This is a genomic window from Paenibacillus sp. Root52 (assembly GCF_001426865.1).
Taxonomy (GTDB): domain Bacteria; phylum Bacillota; class Bacilli; order Paenibacillales; family Paenibacillaceae; genus Paenibacillus.
In genome coordinates this window covers 306,298-322,195 of sequence record NZ_LMFO01000029.1, presented here as the reverse complement: position 1 = coordinate 322,195, position 15,898 = coordinate 306,298, and the positions used below count along the sequence as shown (strand labels likewise).

The window sequence follows — 15,898 nt, the reverse complement described above, 5'->3', positions numbered from 1 at the left end:
TTAGAGAAGATAAACAACAGAAAAAGCATTCTTGACCCTCCATGGTTGGCTGATCAAGAATGCTTTTTCTTACTGTTGTCTTATAGCTTAATACCTGCTGCGGTTTGGTTGTCTGAACATATCAAGCACACCCAAAATCACATGTGCAAGTCCAAAGCCCAAAATTCCGTAACCCCAAGCGCTCGGGGTTAAATAGTACCCCAGGAGGCTGACAATAATCCCTAAACCTGTTACGATCCAGCTGACTGTCATAGCCTTCCACCTCGCTTTACCGAAGATTAACTGCAAGTTAAGACAACGTTAGTGTCCCCCGCAGTGACTTCGGTTATTCGCCAGTGGCTGTGCCTTCGCTTCCGTCCGTTGATGTAGAGTCTACACTATCCGTTGTTGTGGTAGCAGCACTGTCATCCCCAAGCTGTAAACGGATCCGATTCGTGGCTTTACCATCTGTTACCACTTGTCCGCCTACCTCAATAGTCGTCGCTGAAGCACGACCGGATTTAATGTAAAGACCTGTGCTATCCAGATTAAACGTAAATGAGTTTCCATCAGCAGTCATACCGAACTGCAGTTTTTCGCCGCTGGAATTTTCACCTTTGTACACCTCAAGCCAGCTCTCACCTGAAGCATTAATCGTTACCGTCACAGGCTGTCCTGCACTTCCACTCACTTTAAAGTTTGTGATATTGCCTGATTTGCCATCTTCAGTCACAGCTACCCCTGTAGGCGGACTGGTAGGCTCCTCCTCTGTGTCCTCTGGCGTTTGGCCTTCAGAATCATCGGTTTGTTCACCTGTCTGTCCTGTATCTTCTTGACCTCCACCGTTACCACCTGCAATACCTTCATCTCCACCTGTTTCCGTAGATGGTGGATTAGCCGCCTGTCCGTTATCCGCAGGTTGATCTGGCTTATCATCTGGTTGTTGCTGGCTATCTGTAATCTTTGTATCATCCAGACTTGGAGTTTCATCTCCACCCTTGCCCGAAGACCAAAAGGCATAAAGCAACACTAGAATTAATAACGGGAATGTCCACATTAAAGCGACTGACATCCAACGAGTGTTCCGCTCGACCGGACGACTGGAACGCTTCTGAATAACAGGCTCCATAGTCGCTTCGGCTTCCTCTGCCGGTACATCCTTTTTGTGACCCTCTAACAGCTCATCAGGGTTCAGTCCAACCGTTTCCGCATAGGTTTTAATGAACGCACGCACATAGAAGCTACCTGGAAGCACCTTGTAATCCCCTGCTTCTATTGCCTCCAAGTACCTTTTGCGAATTTTAGTCATTTCCTGTACGTCGTCAAGACTCATCCCTTTTTGCAGCCGGGCCTCTCTCAACTGCTGACCCAGTTCAGACATGCCATCTCCTCCTTCAGTTTTTCTTTTTCTCTTTAGTCAGCATTTTGCATCATTCGATCCCACATGCTCAAGGGTACAAAATCTAGACGAAAAACGAAGTCTCGCCCAGACTCTATGGGTTTGATAGTTGATCTTTCGGATTGTGCAAAATGCTCTAGTTGGTGCTAATCTATTTCATGATCTTTCACGCAGCCTTACAGTTCATCGGTGTAGCTGGCCGTAAACGTATCATAAATAATTTCTTCGCCTGGATTGTTCCGAAGCTCGATGATAATGTCAAAATCATTATAATCATACTCAGATTCCTGTACAAAAATATCTGGATGCTCAATAACCTTAGTACTTGGCATCGTCATGATATCCTGTAACAAGTTATAGTGCCGTTCGCTCGAACGAATTGTACTAACAATACCATCGATGATAAATACATTGTTTGGATTCATTTCGTCCTCGGATAATTGACTCCTTATGGTCTGACGAAGGAGGGTGGACGACACAAAGGTCCAACGTTTCATCGCACACACACTACCCGCAATAATGGATTCGGTTTTCCCTACGCGCGGCATACCGCGTAACCCGATAACCTGATTACCTTCCCTTTTAAATACTTCACCCAAAAAGTCCACAAGTAACCCAAGTTCATCGCGTGTAAAACGAAATGTTTTACGATCATCAGAATCACGGTCGATATATCGACCATGACGAACAGCCAGTATATCAACTAGCTTCGGTTGGCGCAAAGCTGACACGGTAATGCTGTTAACCTTAGCAAGCATCTCGCCTAATAGACGAATCTTCTCATCATCATCCGATTCAAGAAGCATACCACGAGTTTTACCCTCAACACCATTGATAGTCAATATATTCACTTCAAGCATCCCCAGCATGGAGGCGATATCCCCCAAAAGGCCGGGTCTGTTCTTATGTATTTTGTATTCCATATACCATTGTTTAGATTCCATTTGAACACCCCGTAATGCATTATTCCACATTATTCGACAGCAACAGAACGCGTCCTTGAGACGGCAAACTGAGTCATCTTCTAAAAATGGGTCACGTTAATGATATATAAAATGAAAATGAATTACAAGAACAGGTCTGTAATCAGTCTGTAATCATTAGAGAAAAGCCCCCTTGCGGGAGCTCTCCATCTGTGAAACTTATGCGTTTTGTTTGGCCAGTTTGACCATCAGGCACGCGATCGTGCGACGCTCATCTGCATCGCCGACATCCCATAATTCCTTCAATGCGCGGTTGGAATGGTTCGCCGGATCGACTTTCTCATCCAGAAAGTCACCGATCTCGTAGGCAAGTTTGTTGATGGTATCTTCACTCATCCCCATCTTCTCTGCTTGCAGTACGCGACCACCTAAGAACTTCTTCCAAGTGTCAAAGTTAGAGACCACTGTTTTTTCTGTTGACATGATAAATCCTCCTTAGCTGTCGCATGAGATTTAAAATCAACAGTTGTAATATGTGCTTTCCGAACATTTTATATACAGGGTAAATCATCCAGCTATGCTCTAGTCTTATATCCAAGCGGATTACGTAAGCCAGCCTCCGTTAGGGCTAATGATCTGACCATTAATATATCCAGACTCTGGCAAGGCGAGGAAATAAACTAGTGACGAAATTTCATCAGGCTGAGCAAGTCTGCCAGCGGGAATCTCCTCTTCTAACATTTTCAACTCATTCTGATCTAGATGGTCTAACATCGATGTCTGAACCGCCCCGGGAGCGACCGCATTTACGGTCACCCCAGATGGTGCAAGCTCTTTGGCTAACGCCTTGGTAAAGGCATTTAAGCCTCCTTTAGTCGTGGAATACAAAACTTCACAGGAGGCACCTGACAACCCCCATATGGATGACACGTTAATAATTCGTCCATATCGTTGTGAGATCATATGTGGCATCATTTCCTGTGTACACATAAATGTACCTTTCAGATTGATTGCCATCACTTCATCCCATATTTCTTCCGTGACATCTGCGAGCATTCCATAATGGGATATCCCCGCGTTGTTGACCAGTATGTCAGGCATAAGCCCGTGACTTTCCAGCTTCTCTCGCATACGTCCAATCTGTTCCCGACTGCGAAGATCAGCAGATACCGTCATTACCTTGCCACTACCTTGCTCCATACATCTTCTAGCCGCTTCATTGGCTGCTTCATGTGATTTCATGTAGTGGATTACCACATTCATGCCAACTCTCGCAAAGCGCTCTGCAATGGCTGCTCCAATGCCTCCACTCGCACCAGTAACTAGCACCGTCATTTCTCCAATCGGCTTCAACATTTGTCCTGTTCCCCTCTCCATGTTAAGGACTCACGACAAGCGATACCGCTAGTTGATCCCAACGAATATGTTCTTTTAATCTGTCATTTACTTCTTCTAAGGTAAGGGATTCATACACCGGTAACATGTTGAAGAAGTCCCCTCCACGGAATTGTTGACGTGTAAATTCATGTGCAATGTTCTCTGGTGAATTCAGCATTCGTAAATATCCACCTATTTTCTTTTTGCGAGCCCGCTCAAAATCAGAGGCTTCAAATCCTTTTGCCACAATAGCATCGACCTCTTCACGGATTCGGGCGAGCAGCAGATCTGGATCCTTCGTGTCACCACCAATAGCCGAGAATGCATACTGCGGCGAGCTGTTGTATTCAAATCCGAAACTATCTGAGATCAGATCCTCATCATACAGCTTCTGGAACAGTGGTGTACTGGAGCCAAAGAGCAGATCCATCATTAATTGGGTAGCCATGTCACGCCGCAGCAATTCTTCACCTGTGAATCCGACCTCTGTTTCCTTGAAACCGAAGAGACACTTAGGCAAGGATACAGCGAGTTTGGCTTCCCGTCTGGCCTCCCCTACTTGCTCTGGTTCATCCTCGAACAGACGCTCAATCTGTCCTTGGGACTCAAAGCTTTTCTCCGCCTGGTTCCTACGAACCAGTTCCATCACTTCTTCCGGGTCTACTCCACCAACAACAAACAAGAGCATGTTACTCGGATGGTAGAAAGAATGGTAACAGTTGTATAACGTTTCCTTTGTGATCCCGCTTATGGATTCAACAGTACCCGCAATGTCGCTATGCACAGGATGTTTCTGATACATGGCTTCAATTAAGCCAAAGTAAACACGCCAATCGGGATTATCGGAGTACATATTAATTTCTTGGCCGATAATGCCTTTTTCCTTGTCCACATTTTGATCCGTAAAATAAGGATTTTGCACAAAATTGATTAATGTTTGTATATTTTCGTTAATATGCTCTGTGGCAGAAAACAAATAAACGGTCTGATCGAAGCTGGTAAATGCGTTCGCCGAAGCACCATTAGACGCAAAAGTTGCAAAAATATCGCCCGTCGGCTCTTCAAACATTTTGTGCTCCAAGAAGTGAGCAATGCCATCTGGCACTTTCACCTCTTCTTGTCCCTCAACCCGGAAATGATTATCGACCGATCCATATTTCGTAGCAAATGTAGCATACGTTTTCTGGAATCCCGGCTTAGGCAGTAAATAGACATGCAGTCCATTTTCCATGACTTCGTAATACAGCGTTTCCTGCAAATGTTCATATTTTATGCTCTCCACCGGTTATTCCTCCTTCTCATCACGCAAGAAATAAATCGTATCCAGACGGAACTTCTCTGCTACTTGTTGAACATCAACTTTGCTAATGGACTCCACTTGGTTCAGCAGCTCTTCAACTGTACGATCTTTACCTGATAATTGGCGATTAAAATCATAAGCGATCATCTCGTATGCCGAATCCTGCATTTCTTTCAAAAGGTTGCGAATCATCGCCTTGGTCTGCGACATTTCCAGATCCGTGATTGCTCCACTTTTCATTTCTTCTAGCTGCTGTTTAATAATGGTCACAGCCTTCTCATAATTGGGGATTTCAATCCCTGATTGAATGGTTGCAATCCCCTTATGACCGTCATAACGTGAAGAAGCGTAATAAGCTAAACTTTCTTTTTCACGAACATTAACGAACAATTTCGAATGTGGATACCCACCTAAAATACCATTGTACAGCAACGCCGATGCATATTCAGGGTCTCTGTACGTGATCGATGTTCGCAATCCCATATTAAGTTTACCTTGACTGACACTCATTCGTTCAACCACTGTATTGACTTCATTATCTCCGACATAAGCTTCTTGCGCATGATAGTCAGCAGACGTTACTCGCTCCACATTAAAATGTCGCTCGACCAGGTTCTCCACTTCTTCCAACGTTGTATCTCCGACCACATATAGATCCATACTTGCATCCTGCAACCATGATTGATATGAATTTGTCAAACCCTGAGGTTCAATAGTAGAAAGATCTTTGCGTTCACCCAATGGATGCAGACGGTAAGGCTCATGCTTACACATCTCCTCAATGCTTCGCTCTGCAGCGTAACGCATTTTATCATTTACGATGGATTCCAGCTTTTTGCGCACCGTTTCACGCTCGGCTTGTACATAAGATGATCTGAAATGTCCGTTCTCCTGAGCCGGGCGAGTGAGCACTTCACCTAGGAAAGCAAAAGAACGATCCAGCAGCTGCTCATCTCCACCTACAAACGAATCATTAATGGTATCCATCCGAAATTGTACAATCTGATAGTCTCCGCGTTTATATACGTCAAACCCAAATCCAGCACCATACAAATGCTCCAGTTGTTCACGGAACTGCGTTGTTTCAGGATATGATTCTGTTCCCCGTCGAAGTACAAAAGGGGTTAAAGCCACCTTTGTAACTGTATCTTCTTGTAAAGGAACCCCCGCGTAAAGCGATATAGCGAATGTCTTGAAACGTTTCGTAGGCAGTACATGTATACGGAATTGTTTCCGACTTCCTCGTTCAAAGCCTGATGTATTCAACTGTCAAAACCCCTTTACGGCGTCATTTGTCATGCACGATTGCGTTGTGATGCTAAGAGTAGCAAACCTTAAGTGTATCAACCATTTTAACCCATCCAAAAGCCAAGAAGCAACCAAAGACACGCCTTCTGGTTGCTTCTTGAGAACATTCAAAACGTCTGTATTCCCCTATTTCTAAATATTAAGAAATGGACTTCAAGACGCTCCTTCTAGATCATCACATACAGAAGATGTGCTGACCGATTGTTTTCACCTGAGGGCGAGTCCAGATCCATTTCGATGTTGCTGTCTTCGGATTAAAATAATATAAACATCCACCCGATGGATCCCAGCCATTCATCGCTTGTTCAACAGCCTTACGCGCTTGCGCATTAGGCTCTAAATAAATCTGACCATCCGCTACAGCGGTAAACGCACCAGGTTGGAAGATCACTCCTGACGGTGTACTTGGAAAGCTCGGTGAGTTGACACGATTCAATATTACTGCTGCTACAGCCACTTGACCTTCAAATGGTTCGCCTCGCGCTTCTCCATATACGGCATTCGCCATAATTTTGAGTTCATTCTCGGAAAGTCCCATCGTGTTGGCTGAACCCATATCACTCTGTTCTTGATTAGCCGAATCCGCATTTCCTTGTTTATTTCCAGCCGGCTGTTTATGCAAAGGAGGCTCAGTAGGTGACCACTGCTTGGTTGCATTGTACAGCTTCAATTTGGTCTTAGCACCAACGACTCCATCTGCTTTCATTCCGAATTCGGACTGAAACCACTTTACAGATTTTAACGTGCTACTGCCAAAATTACTGTCAATTTTACCATTGTAAAATCCGAGATACTTCAGTCTACCCTGTAACTCATAGACATCCTGACCATAGCTCCCATACTTGACAGCATTACTACTAAAGGTGGGCATAGCCGTCTCTTCCGTTTGCGGCTTGCTTGGGCTAGTACTTTCAGTTGCCGCATTGTGAGGGAGCAAATAACGAAGTCCCAATGCGGACATCAGCAAAATAGCAGTGAAAAGCCATATGTTCATTTTTCGCATCGATTGTGCTCTACCTTTCTCTTGTGGGATTAACAGAATCGCTAAGCTTATTATGACAAGCCTGCCTGTTTCCTATGCACCAATTCTCCCGAGGATTGGACAAGATGCCAATGCATCAAACAAATGAACACATAAAAAAACCCTTAATCAAATTGATTAAGGGTTTTGTCTGCCGTCTGTTATAACCTATAACATTACGAGCTTATTTTATTTTGCTGATATTGCTCTAGTGAGATTAATACTTCCCTCGGCTTACTACCTTCATAAGGGCCTATTACACCTCGGGCTTCCATGGAATCAATTAAACGTGCAGCCCGGGTATAGCCAACTCGCATCCGGCGCTGCAATAGTGATACTGAGGCTTGCTTAGCCTCCAATATAATCTGTACAGCCTGCTCATACAGCTCGTCCTGTACTTCGTCCGCCGCCTGAACCGAGTCATCCACCTCAGGCACGATCGATTCATCATATTGAGCCTCACCTTGGCCACGCACATAATTTACAATGTTCTCAACTTCCTCGTCGCTCATGAACGCTCCTTGTACCCGGACAGGCTTGGAAGCCCCCATAGGCATGAACAGCATGTCTCCACGTCCTAATAGCTTCTCCGCACCACCCATATCAAGGATTGTTCGTGAGTCGACTTGTGAAGAAACGCCGAAGGCAATTCGTGATGGGATGTTGGCTTTGATTACCCCTGTAATAACGTCAACGGAAGGCCTCTGGGTTGCGATGATCAAATGAATTCCTGCGGCACGCGCCATCTGAGCCAATCGAGCAATCGCATCCTCCACATCACCTGCCGCAACCATCATAAGGTCTGCAAGTTCATCTACAATAACTACGATGTAAGGTAAAAATGCTGCTGGATTATCCTTCATCAAGTTGTTGTAGCCTTCTACATTCCGAGTACCCGATTTGGAGAATAGCTCATATCGCTTCTCCATCTCAACTACAATTTTTTTCAAAGCAAGCGACGCCCGTTTAGGATCCGTTACAACAGGAGCCATCAGATGCGGGATGCCGTTATATACGTTCAGCTCGACCATTTTGGGATCGACCATCAAGAACTTCACTTCATCTGGCTTAGCTTTGTACAGTATGCTCGTGATAATCCCGTTAATACATACCGATTTACCCGAACCCGTGGCACCAGCAACAAGTAGATGGGGCATTCGAGCTAAATTACCAATGATGGTCTGACCGGAGATATCGCGTCCAAAAGCAATCGTCACCTTGGATTCAGCTTCTTGGAAGGTTGCAGTCTCCATAACTTCTCTCATGGTTACCATAGAAACTTCTCCATTAGGCACTTCAATACCTATGGCTGATTTACCTGGAATTGGTGCTTCCATACGAATGTCCTTAGCTGCCAGAGCCAATGCAATATCGTCTGTAAGACTTACAATTCTGCTGACCTTCACACCGATGTCAGGTTGAATCTCGTACCGCGTCACCGCAGGTCCTCGAACAACTTCAAGAACCTTAGCCCGAACTCCGAAGCTTTCCAAAGTAGCTTCTAGCTTCCGTGCTGTCTGCATATAATCCTTCTGATCCCCAGCCTTACCACCATTGTTTGGCTTAGAGAGAAGGCGGAACGAAGGTAATTTATAAGGTTTCGGTGGCGGTGGTGGTGGCTGAATAGGTTGTGCTTCTTCATTACCACTACTCGATGTAGGATCAAGCGGTGTGGAGCTGTTCTCTGTGGCTCCAGCAGTTAGAACGTTATCACCATTATGAACCTCACCAACACCTTCCTTAGGTGCAGACCATTCTTCATCAGAGCCAAGTGATTCATCTTTGATCTTAATCCCATGATCCCCTTCGTTACCAGGGTCACTTATATCCGCTGGAAATGGATATGCGTCATCCAGATCATCATCCTTGTTGTTATCCTCTGAACGAACATGTTCAAAGAAATCGCGAATGATCGGAGCAGAACTGGCTCTAGTTGGCACAGCTCCAGCTGGTGTAGGCGTTGACTCCGCAGTATAGCGGGACTCTTCACGCCATGTTTCCGCTACATCCTCTTGTGCCGCTCGATACAAAACCTGCTCTGAAGTAGATACATCATCTTGATGCTTGTTCGGTTCAGCATTCGTCTGTTCACGATCTGCCCCCCATTTTCCAAACAATTGGAGGAAGATTGGCGTCTTGCGTTTAGGAAGCTGTGCATCTTCTAAATCGTCATCTTCATCATCTTCATAAGTGTCTGCTGGGACAGGTACCACTTTACGTTTGTTGCCCGACTTCTTACCTGCCGTAGCAACCCGTGTAGGTCTGGATTCAAACTTCTTGTACATGGTAGTGCCCGCGTCCCACACTTTTGTTCTGAAGATTCGAACTAGGTCGACATAGGAAAGATTCGTAATCAGCATAAAGCTGATAATAAACATGACAATCATAATCAGACGAGCACCTAAACTGCCAAACAACCATAAGAAAAGAGCAAACTGACCTGCTCCAAGGTATCCGCCACTAATATCCTTGCCCAGCATCGATTCTCGTTCACCCGGTGCAGGCTGAAGCAACTCGGTCTGCATATCATTATGTACCTGCGTAATTACCGCACCTGGTTCAAGTGCTCCAACGGGAATTAGCTTCTGGTGCATCGCGGAAACTGTACTCATTAAGGTTAACGCGAACACGAGAAGGACTAGTCCCGTCTTGCGTGTAGTCCAACCACTCGGCCATTTCCGGTGAATCATTACCATTAATCCGTAATAAATTCCGATCAGCGGAATTATAAAATAAAATTTGCCCAGCATTAGTCCAAACATTTTGGACAGGGAACGTCCTACCGTTGCTTCACCCGAAAGTGCAATGACCGCAAGGGTAATCAGGACAATCCCGTAGATTTCATATTTTAAAACGCCACCAAACGCAGCAGCCTTTTTCTTCTTCTTTTTTCTTCTGGCCAAAATCAGGTCACCCCCAGAAGAATATTATACCATACAAATATAATCCGTACATATGTTCTTTTCTTGCTCTATTTGTCTTATTTCGTCGCGTCATATTAACTCCTAGTTACCGGAAAGTGGCACCCTGGATCCAGGTGTATTGGAAGCATCCAGATATGCTTCAAGCGGACAATCAAGCAAACGAATAATGACCGCCTCCGTCTCACTGACAGGTCTAACCTGCATCAACAAGCCGTTTACCTTAACCTCTCTCGTAGCCTCACCCTCTTGCCACATTCCAGACCAGAGCTGTTCAGGAGGCATTACGGTATACATGGTCATTGCGTATACCCTCCTACTTGCATCGTTTGTTTCTTGTCTCCAATCAACTGATTCAATTGAGCAATGGCCTGACCAATTCCGCCAACAGCATCCATTAATCCATATTTAACAGCATCTGCACTTCCTACCGCAGTTCCAATATCTCGATTTAGCTCACCTGTCTTAAACATTAGTTCCTTGAAAATCTCTTCTGAAATATTAGAGTGTGTGGTGACGAAGCGTACAACCCGTTCTTGCATCTTCTCCATGTATTCAAACGTCTGAGGCACTCCAATGACCAGTCCGTTCATACGGATCGGATGAATGGTCATGGTTGCACTTCCTGCAATTAGCGAATAAGTCGAGGCTACCGCAATTGGAACACCGATACTGTGTCCTCCTCCAATCACAACCGTAACTGTGGGTTTGCTCAGAGAAGCAATCATCTCAGCAATTGCCAGACCCGCTTCAACGTCCCCACCTACCGTATTCAAAATAATCAATATTCCCTCAATACGCGGGTTCTGCTCAGCTGCAACCAACTGAGGAATAAGATGTTCATATTTTGTCGTTTTGTTCTGGGGAGGCAAAATCAGATGGCCTTCCACCTGACCAATAATGGTCATACAAAAAATATTGAACTCCCCTGCAGGTGACTGTGTTTGTCCAAATTGCTGGATAGCCTCCGTGACAGGCGCCATGCCTTTGTCCTCTTTTTCGTGTGGTTCTGGTAGCTCTGTCTCGGGTTGATTCGATTTAGACATCTGTCTGTCATTCATTTCATTATTCATTAGGCTATTCCCCTTCTTCAATACATTTGATGTATGCCTTAGTATGGGGAATTTTCCAGCATCCTTATACCCACTTCATATTCAAATAGGAGTGTCACGTGGCAAAAAAGATGTATCAAACACAAAAAAAGCCCCTTCTCTACGAGGAACCGTCCAATATTACTCGTAGAGAAGAGGCGACTGTGTGCCTGAATATATGTTTGTTTATCGTACGTTTAAACTTCCATGATGATTGGCAAAATCATCGGTCTACGACGAGTTTGCTCATACAAGAAGCGTCCCAGTGCATCTTTAACATTCGTTTTGAGTGAAGCCCATTCGTTTACGTTCTCACTCATCAGCTTCTGCAATGTGCTACTTACAATGCGATTCGCTTCATCAAGCAGTCCTTCGGATTCCCGAACGTATACAAAACCACGAGAGATAATGTCCGGACCTGATACAATTTTGCCATCCTGTTTGCTGAGCGTTACTACAACAACCAGAATACCATCTTGAGATAACAGTTTGCGGTCACGAAGTACGATATTACCTACGTCGCCTACACCCAGGCCATCAATCAATACGTTACCTGCAGTAACTTTACCTGCTCTACGAGCAGAACCACCTTGGATTTCTATTACTTCACCGATGTCAGTGATAAAAATGTTATCCGGATCAATGCCAACCGATTCAGCAAGTACTGCATGGCGGCGTTGCATACGGAATTCACCGTGGATTGGCAAGAAGAATTTTGGTTTCATCAGGTTGAGCATCAATTTCAATTCTTCCTGACTACCATGACCGGATACGTGAACGCCACTGTTTGCACCGCTGTAATGCACGTTAGCACCCAGACGGAACAATTCATCAATTGTACGTCCTACATATTTTTCATTACCAGGAACCGGTGTTGCTGCAATGATCACAGTATCACCTGGCAGAATATCTACTTTACGATGCGTCGAACGAGCCATCCGAGTCAGAGCGGACATTGGCTCGCCTTGGCTTCCTGTGCAGAGAATTACAACACGGTCAGCAGCCATTTTGCCTACTTCTTCCGGTTCAATGATCATGCCATCTGGAATTTCAAGATAACCCAGCTCAGAAGCGATCCCCACTACGTTCACCATACTGCGTCCGATAACTGCAACTTTACGTCCAGTCACTTCCGCTGCATTGATGACCTGTTGAATCCGGTGTACGTTCGAAGCGAATGTTGCTACAACAACACGTTGACTCGCTTTACGGAAAATATCTTCCAGAACGATACCTACATTTTTCTCCGAAGGCGTGAATCCTGGCTTCTCTGCGTTTGTACTATCGGACAAGAGAGCAAGGACGCCATTCGTTCCGATCTGTGCCATACGTTGTAGATCCGCATATTGACCGTTGACTGGTGTGTGGTCAAATTTGAAGTCACCTGTATGAACAACAGCACCTTCTGGTGTTTCCACGCATACACCCACAGAATCCGGAATACTATGGTTAGTGGCGAAGAATGTGGCTTTCAGCACAGAACCCAGTTGAATCTCGGAATCAGCATCGATCAAAATCCGTTTTGTTTCACCCAGCAAATTTGCTTCTTTCAGTTTGTTTTCTACAAGACCGAGGGTAAGTTTTGTTCCGTATACCGGAACGTTCAAGTGTTTCAGAACATATGGCAAGCCGCCGATATGATCCTCGTGTCCGTGAGTCAAAATAATGCCTCTTACTTTGTCACGATTTTCAGTCAGATAAGAGATGTCAGGAATGACAATATCGATTCCAAGCATATCTTCTTCAGGGAATTTAAGACCAGCATCTACGACAACAATGTCGTTGGCATATTGGATGACGTACATATTTTTACCAATTTCACCTACGCCGCCCAGTGCAAAAATCATCAGTTTATCGTTATTATTTTTCTTAGACAAATGAATCTAAACCTCCTATGGTAGTTGGACGTCGTACCTTATTATTTATTGTAAGTTAAGAAAAGCAGTCCTCACATCTTCAACCTAAATATTAGGTATCAATGTATATGAACGCCTCTATTCACGATATTTGGAAGAAGTTCTTCGAAGTTATTCCCCTTCACCAACAAGTTGGATTTTTGAAATGATTCCTTCTTAGCCGTTCCTTCCCTTTTCACCGCAAAGCCACATCACCTAACGATGTCGCTTTCAATTTCAAAAAAATACCGCACCCAGTCACTTGACATCATTATACATGATTAAAAACAAAAAAAACAAGTCACTGTGTCGTTATACATAGGTTTCCCTCTGACATTGAATGTGAATCAGCCTAAAATAGGGGAATAAAAAAAGAACCGTCTTCTTATAGAGCAGAAGAACGGTCCTTGGTCGGTTTAATATTTTGGAAAATATTAATAAAATAATTATCCTAAGTATTGCTGATTCACTCTAGTTAAACAGCCCTCGAATATACACTTGCTCTTCCTCGGTTGGAGCAATGAGCGGAAGACGAACTGAACCTACGTTTAATCCACGCATTGTCAGCGCATATTTAACCGCTACCGGGTTAGGAAGAGGCTGTGGACACTCAAATAGCCCTTTGAATATTGGGAAAAGTTTCTGATGAATCTTAGCAGCTTGCAGAGGATCTCCTCCAACAAACGAATCAATCATCGTCTTCATTTCTGCCCCAATTACATGACTAGCTACACTAACGATGCCGTGGGCACCAACGGCAAGCGCCGGTAATCCAGAAGCATCGTCTCCTGTGTACACTCTGAAATGCTCAGGGGCATCCGCAGCGATTAACGTAACGTGCTCTAACGAGGCACACTCTTTCGTTGCAATGATGTTTGGAATCTGAGCAAGACGAAGCGTTGTAGCCGCAGTAAGGCTCGCTACCGTACGTCCAGGAACGTTATAGAGCATAACCGGAAGTTTAGTCGACGCTGCGATAGCCTCAAAATGTTTAAACATCCCTTCCTGACTTGGCTTGTTGTAATACGGAACCACTAACAATACACCATCAGCACCTACACGCTCGGCTTCTTGTGTTAGATGGATCGAATGAGCCGTGTTATTACTTCCCGTGCCAGCGATAATTTTGCAACGGCCAGCAGCATGTTTGACTGTAAACTCGAAAAGTTGTACCTTTTCCGAATCGCTAAGCGTGGGAGATTCCCCTGTCGTTCCAGAAACAACAAGTGTTTCAGACTTTTGTTCTACAATCAGATAGTCAATTAGTCGTGCTGTTTCCTCCCAATGAATCTCTCCTTGATCGTTAAACGGAGTGACCATTGCTGTAATCAATCTTCCAAAGTCCACTTCGATTCCTCCTCAAAACAGGTCTGCTCGGTTCAATTCAGCTTATAAATGAAGTTCGAATGAGGCGTGAAGCGCCCTCAATGCCTGAACCATATCTTCTTTTTTTACGAGTACCCAGATGGTCGTGTTGGAATCTGCGGATTGCAGAATCTGAATATCGGCTAGCGTTAATGACTCCACAATTCTAGCCATGATCCCTGGTACACCATTAATGCCCCCACCGATCACTGATACTTTGGCACAGCCAGACAAACTTTGGGGTTTAAGACCAATCTCCTGCAACACTTGAATCGCTTTCTCAGAATCACTGTCAAACACCGTATATACGACTCCCGATGGGGTCACATTAATAAAATCGACACTGATCGAATTCTCAGCCATCGTTTTAAACACCTTGAGCTGTAACCGATCCGTACCGCCAGGAACTTCAACCGCAATCTGAGTCACATTGCTTACATATGCTATACCTGTTACATAACGGTCAACAATGCCTGTCTGTACATCTTGAAATCCTTCAGGATGTGTTACCAGCGTACCTTCACTGTCCGCAAAAGTAGAGCGTACCCGCACCGGAATTTGAGCTTGCATGGCAATCTCTACCGCACGGGGATGGATGACCTTGGCACCATGATGCGCCATATTGCAGATTTCGGCATAACTCACAACAGTCAAAGGACGTGCATCCTCAACGATCCGCGGATCGGCAGTCAATATGCCATTGACATCGGTATAAATATCAACCATCTCCGCACGCAGCGCAGCGCCCAATGCTGTAGCCGATGTATCACTTCCACCACGACCAAGCGTAGTAAAGTCTCCATTCTCCGTCTGCCCTTGAAACCCTGTAACAATAACGACCCGTCCCTGCCCAAGCTGCTCCAGTACACGAACAGGACGGACATCCAAAATCCGGGCATTCCCGAAATTGTCGTCCGTCACAAACCCTGCTTGCGCTCCGGTCAGCACTGTCGTGGATATCCCTTCATGTTCCAGCAAACTGCTAAGTGTAGTTGCCGATATGATTTCACCACAGCACAGCAGTAAATCCTTCTCACGTGCAGATATGGCATTTCCGTTCTGGGCAGTCCAGTCCAGTAATGTATCTGTTGCGTAAGGCTCACCTCGGCGACCCATGGCGGAAACAACAACCACCAAATTTAGGCCTGCTTCAAGCTCACGTTTAATATGACGGAGCACGTGCTCTCTAGCCTGAACGGTAGATAGCGACGTGCCACCGAATTTCTGTACCATGATGCGCATCTTTATTCCTCCATTTGTGTACGCAAGAAGACTAGACACGGGCCAAATCAACAAATGGATCAACCTAGGGAGCGTCC

14 protein-coding genes are annotated in these 15,898 nt (G+C 45.1%); all 14 read right to left on the bottom strand.

Annotated features, from left to right (window positions below; all coding sequences use genetic code 11):
- Nucleotides 1-87 precede the first annotated feature (87 nt).
- On the bottom strand, nt 88-252 hold the full coding sequence (locus tag ASD24_RS30790; protein ID WP_164848671.1) for a hypothetical protein: 165 nt from the start codon (nt 250-252) through the stop codon (nt 88-90).
- A gap of 73 nt (nt 253-325) precedes the next feature.
- Entirely contained in the window at nt 326-1,360 is a 1,035-nt protein-coding gene (locus ASD24_RS22450) for a helix-turn-helix domain-containing protein (protein ID WP_056700703.1), read from the bottom strand.
- Between the two features lie 194 nt (nt 1,361-1,554).
- Nucleotides 1,555-2,322, bottom strand: coding sequence for a DUF3388 domain-containing protein (locus ASD24_RS22445; RefSeq protein WP_056700702.1), 768 nt, complete (start codon nt 2,320-2,322; stop codon nt 1,555-1,557).
- Nucleotides 2,323-2,520: 198 nt separating this feature from the next.
- A complete protein-coding gene (locus tag ASD24_RS22440) occupies nt 2,521-2,784 on the bottom strand; it encodes a DUF3243 domain-containing protein (RefSeq protein ID WP_056700701.1) in 264 nt (87 codons plus the stop codon).
- Between the two features lie 120 nt (nt 2,785-2,904).
- Nucleotides 2,905-3,678, bottom strand: a complete 774-nt coding sequence (ymfI, locus tag ASD24_RS22435) for an elongation factor P 5-aminopentanone reductase (protein ID WP_056700700.1) — start codon at nt 3,676-3,678, stop codon at nt 2,905-2,907.
- Nucleotide 3,679: 1 nt separating this feature from the next.
- A complete protein-coding gene (gene yfmH, locus ASD24_RS22430; protein WP_056700699.1) occupies nt 3,680-4,960 on the bottom strand; it encodes an EF-P 5-aminopentanol modification-associated protein YfmH in 1,281 nt (426 codons plus the stop codon).
- 3 nt (nt 4,961-4,963) lie between these two features.
- Nucleotides 4,964-6,244: an EF-P 5-aminopentanol modification-associated protein YfmF gene (gene yfmF / locus ASD24_RS22425; RefSeq protein ID WP_056700697.1), complete on the bottom strand. Its 1,281-nt coding sequence runs from the start codon at nt 6,242-6,244 to the stop codon at nt 4,964-4,966.
- 217 nt (nt 6,245-6,461) lie between these two features.
- Nucleotides 6,462-7,289: a spore cortex-lytic enzyme gene (gene sleB, locus ASD24_RS22420; RefSeq protein WP_056700695.1), complete on the bottom strand. Its 828-nt coding sequence runs from the start codon at nt 7,287-7,289 to the stop codon at nt 6,462-6,464.
- Between the two features lie 194 nt (nt 7,290-7,483).
- Nucleotides 7,484-10,210 (bottom strand): FtsK/SpoIIIE family DNA translocase, encoded by a 2,727-nt coding sequence (locus ASD24_RS22415; RefSeq protein WP_056700694.1) that lies wholly within the window; start codon nt 10,208-10,210, stop codon nt 7,484-7,486.
- 102 nt (nt 10,211-10,312) lie between these two features.
- Nucleotides 10,313-10,531, bottom strand: a complete 219-nt coding sequence (locus ASD24_RS22410; protein WP_056700692.1) for a YlzJ-like family protein — start codon at nt 10,529-10,531, stop codon at nt 10,313-10,315.
- Complete coding sequence (locus ASD24_RS22405; protein ID WP_327205255.1) at nt 10,528-11,301, bottom strand: ClpP family protease; 774 nt, start codon at nt 11,299-11,301, stop codon at nt 10,528-10,530. Before ASD24_RS22405 ends, ASD24_RS22410 begins: the two co-directional genes overlap by 4 nt.
- Before the next feature lie 215 nt (nt 11,302-11,516).
- Nucleotides 11,517-13,196 (bottom strand): ribonuclease J, encoded by a 1,680-nt coding sequence (locus tag ASD24_RS22400; RefSeq protein ID WP_056700691.1) that lies wholly within the window; start codon nt 13,194-13,196, stop codon nt 11,517-11,519.
- Nucleotides 13,197-13,685: 489 nt separating this feature from the next.
- Nucleotides 13,686-14,561, bottom strand: a complete 876-nt coding sequence (gene dapA, locus ASD24_RS22395; protein WP_056700689.1) for a 4-hydroxy-tetrahydrodipicolinate synthase — start codon at nt 14,559-14,561, stop codon at nt 13,686-13,688.
- 42 nt (nt 14,562-14,603) lie between these two features.
- Entirely contained in the window at nt 14,604-15,821 is a 1,218-nt protein-coding gene (gene dapG / locus ASD24_RS22390) for an aspartate kinase (protein WP_056700686.1), read from the bottom strand.
- Nucleotides 15,822-15,898 lie beyond the last annotated feature (77 nt).

Coding starts and splice junctions, on each gene's coding strand:
- ASD24_RS30790 (WP_164848671.1), bottom strand. CDS start 252: ATGACAGTCAGCTGGATCGTAACAGGTTTAGGGATTATTGTCAGCCTC.
- ASD24_RS22450 (WP_056700703.1), bottom strand. CDS start 1,360: ATGTCTGAACTGGGTCAGCAGTTGAGAGAGGCCCGGCTGCAAAAAGGG.
- ASD24_RS22445 (WP_056700702.1), bottom strand. CDS start 2,322: ATGGAATCTAAACAATGGTATATGGAATACAAAATACATAAGAACAGA.
- ASD24_RS22440 (WP_056700701.1), bottom strand. CDS start 2,784: ATGTCAACAGAAAAAACAGTGGTCTCTAACTTTGACACTTGGAAGAAG.
- ymfI (WP_056700700.1), bottom strand. CDS start 3,678: ATGGAGAGGGGAACAGGACAAATGTTGAAGCCGATTGGAGAAATGACG.
- sleB (WP_056700695.1), bottom strand. CDS start 7,289: ATGCGAAAAATGAACATATGGCTTTTCACTGCTATTTTGCTGATGTCC.
- ASD24_RS22410 (WP_056700692.1), bottom strand. CDS start 10,531: ATGACCATGTATACCGTAATGCCTCCTGAACAGCTCTGGTCTGGAATG.
- ASD24_RS22405 (WP_327205255.1), bottom strand. CDS start 11,301: ATGAATAATGAAATGAATGACAGACAGATGTCTAAATCGAATCAACCC.
- dapG (WP_056700686.1), bottom strand. CDS start 15,821: ATGCGCATCATGGTACAGAAATTCGGTGGCACGTCGCTATCTACCGTT.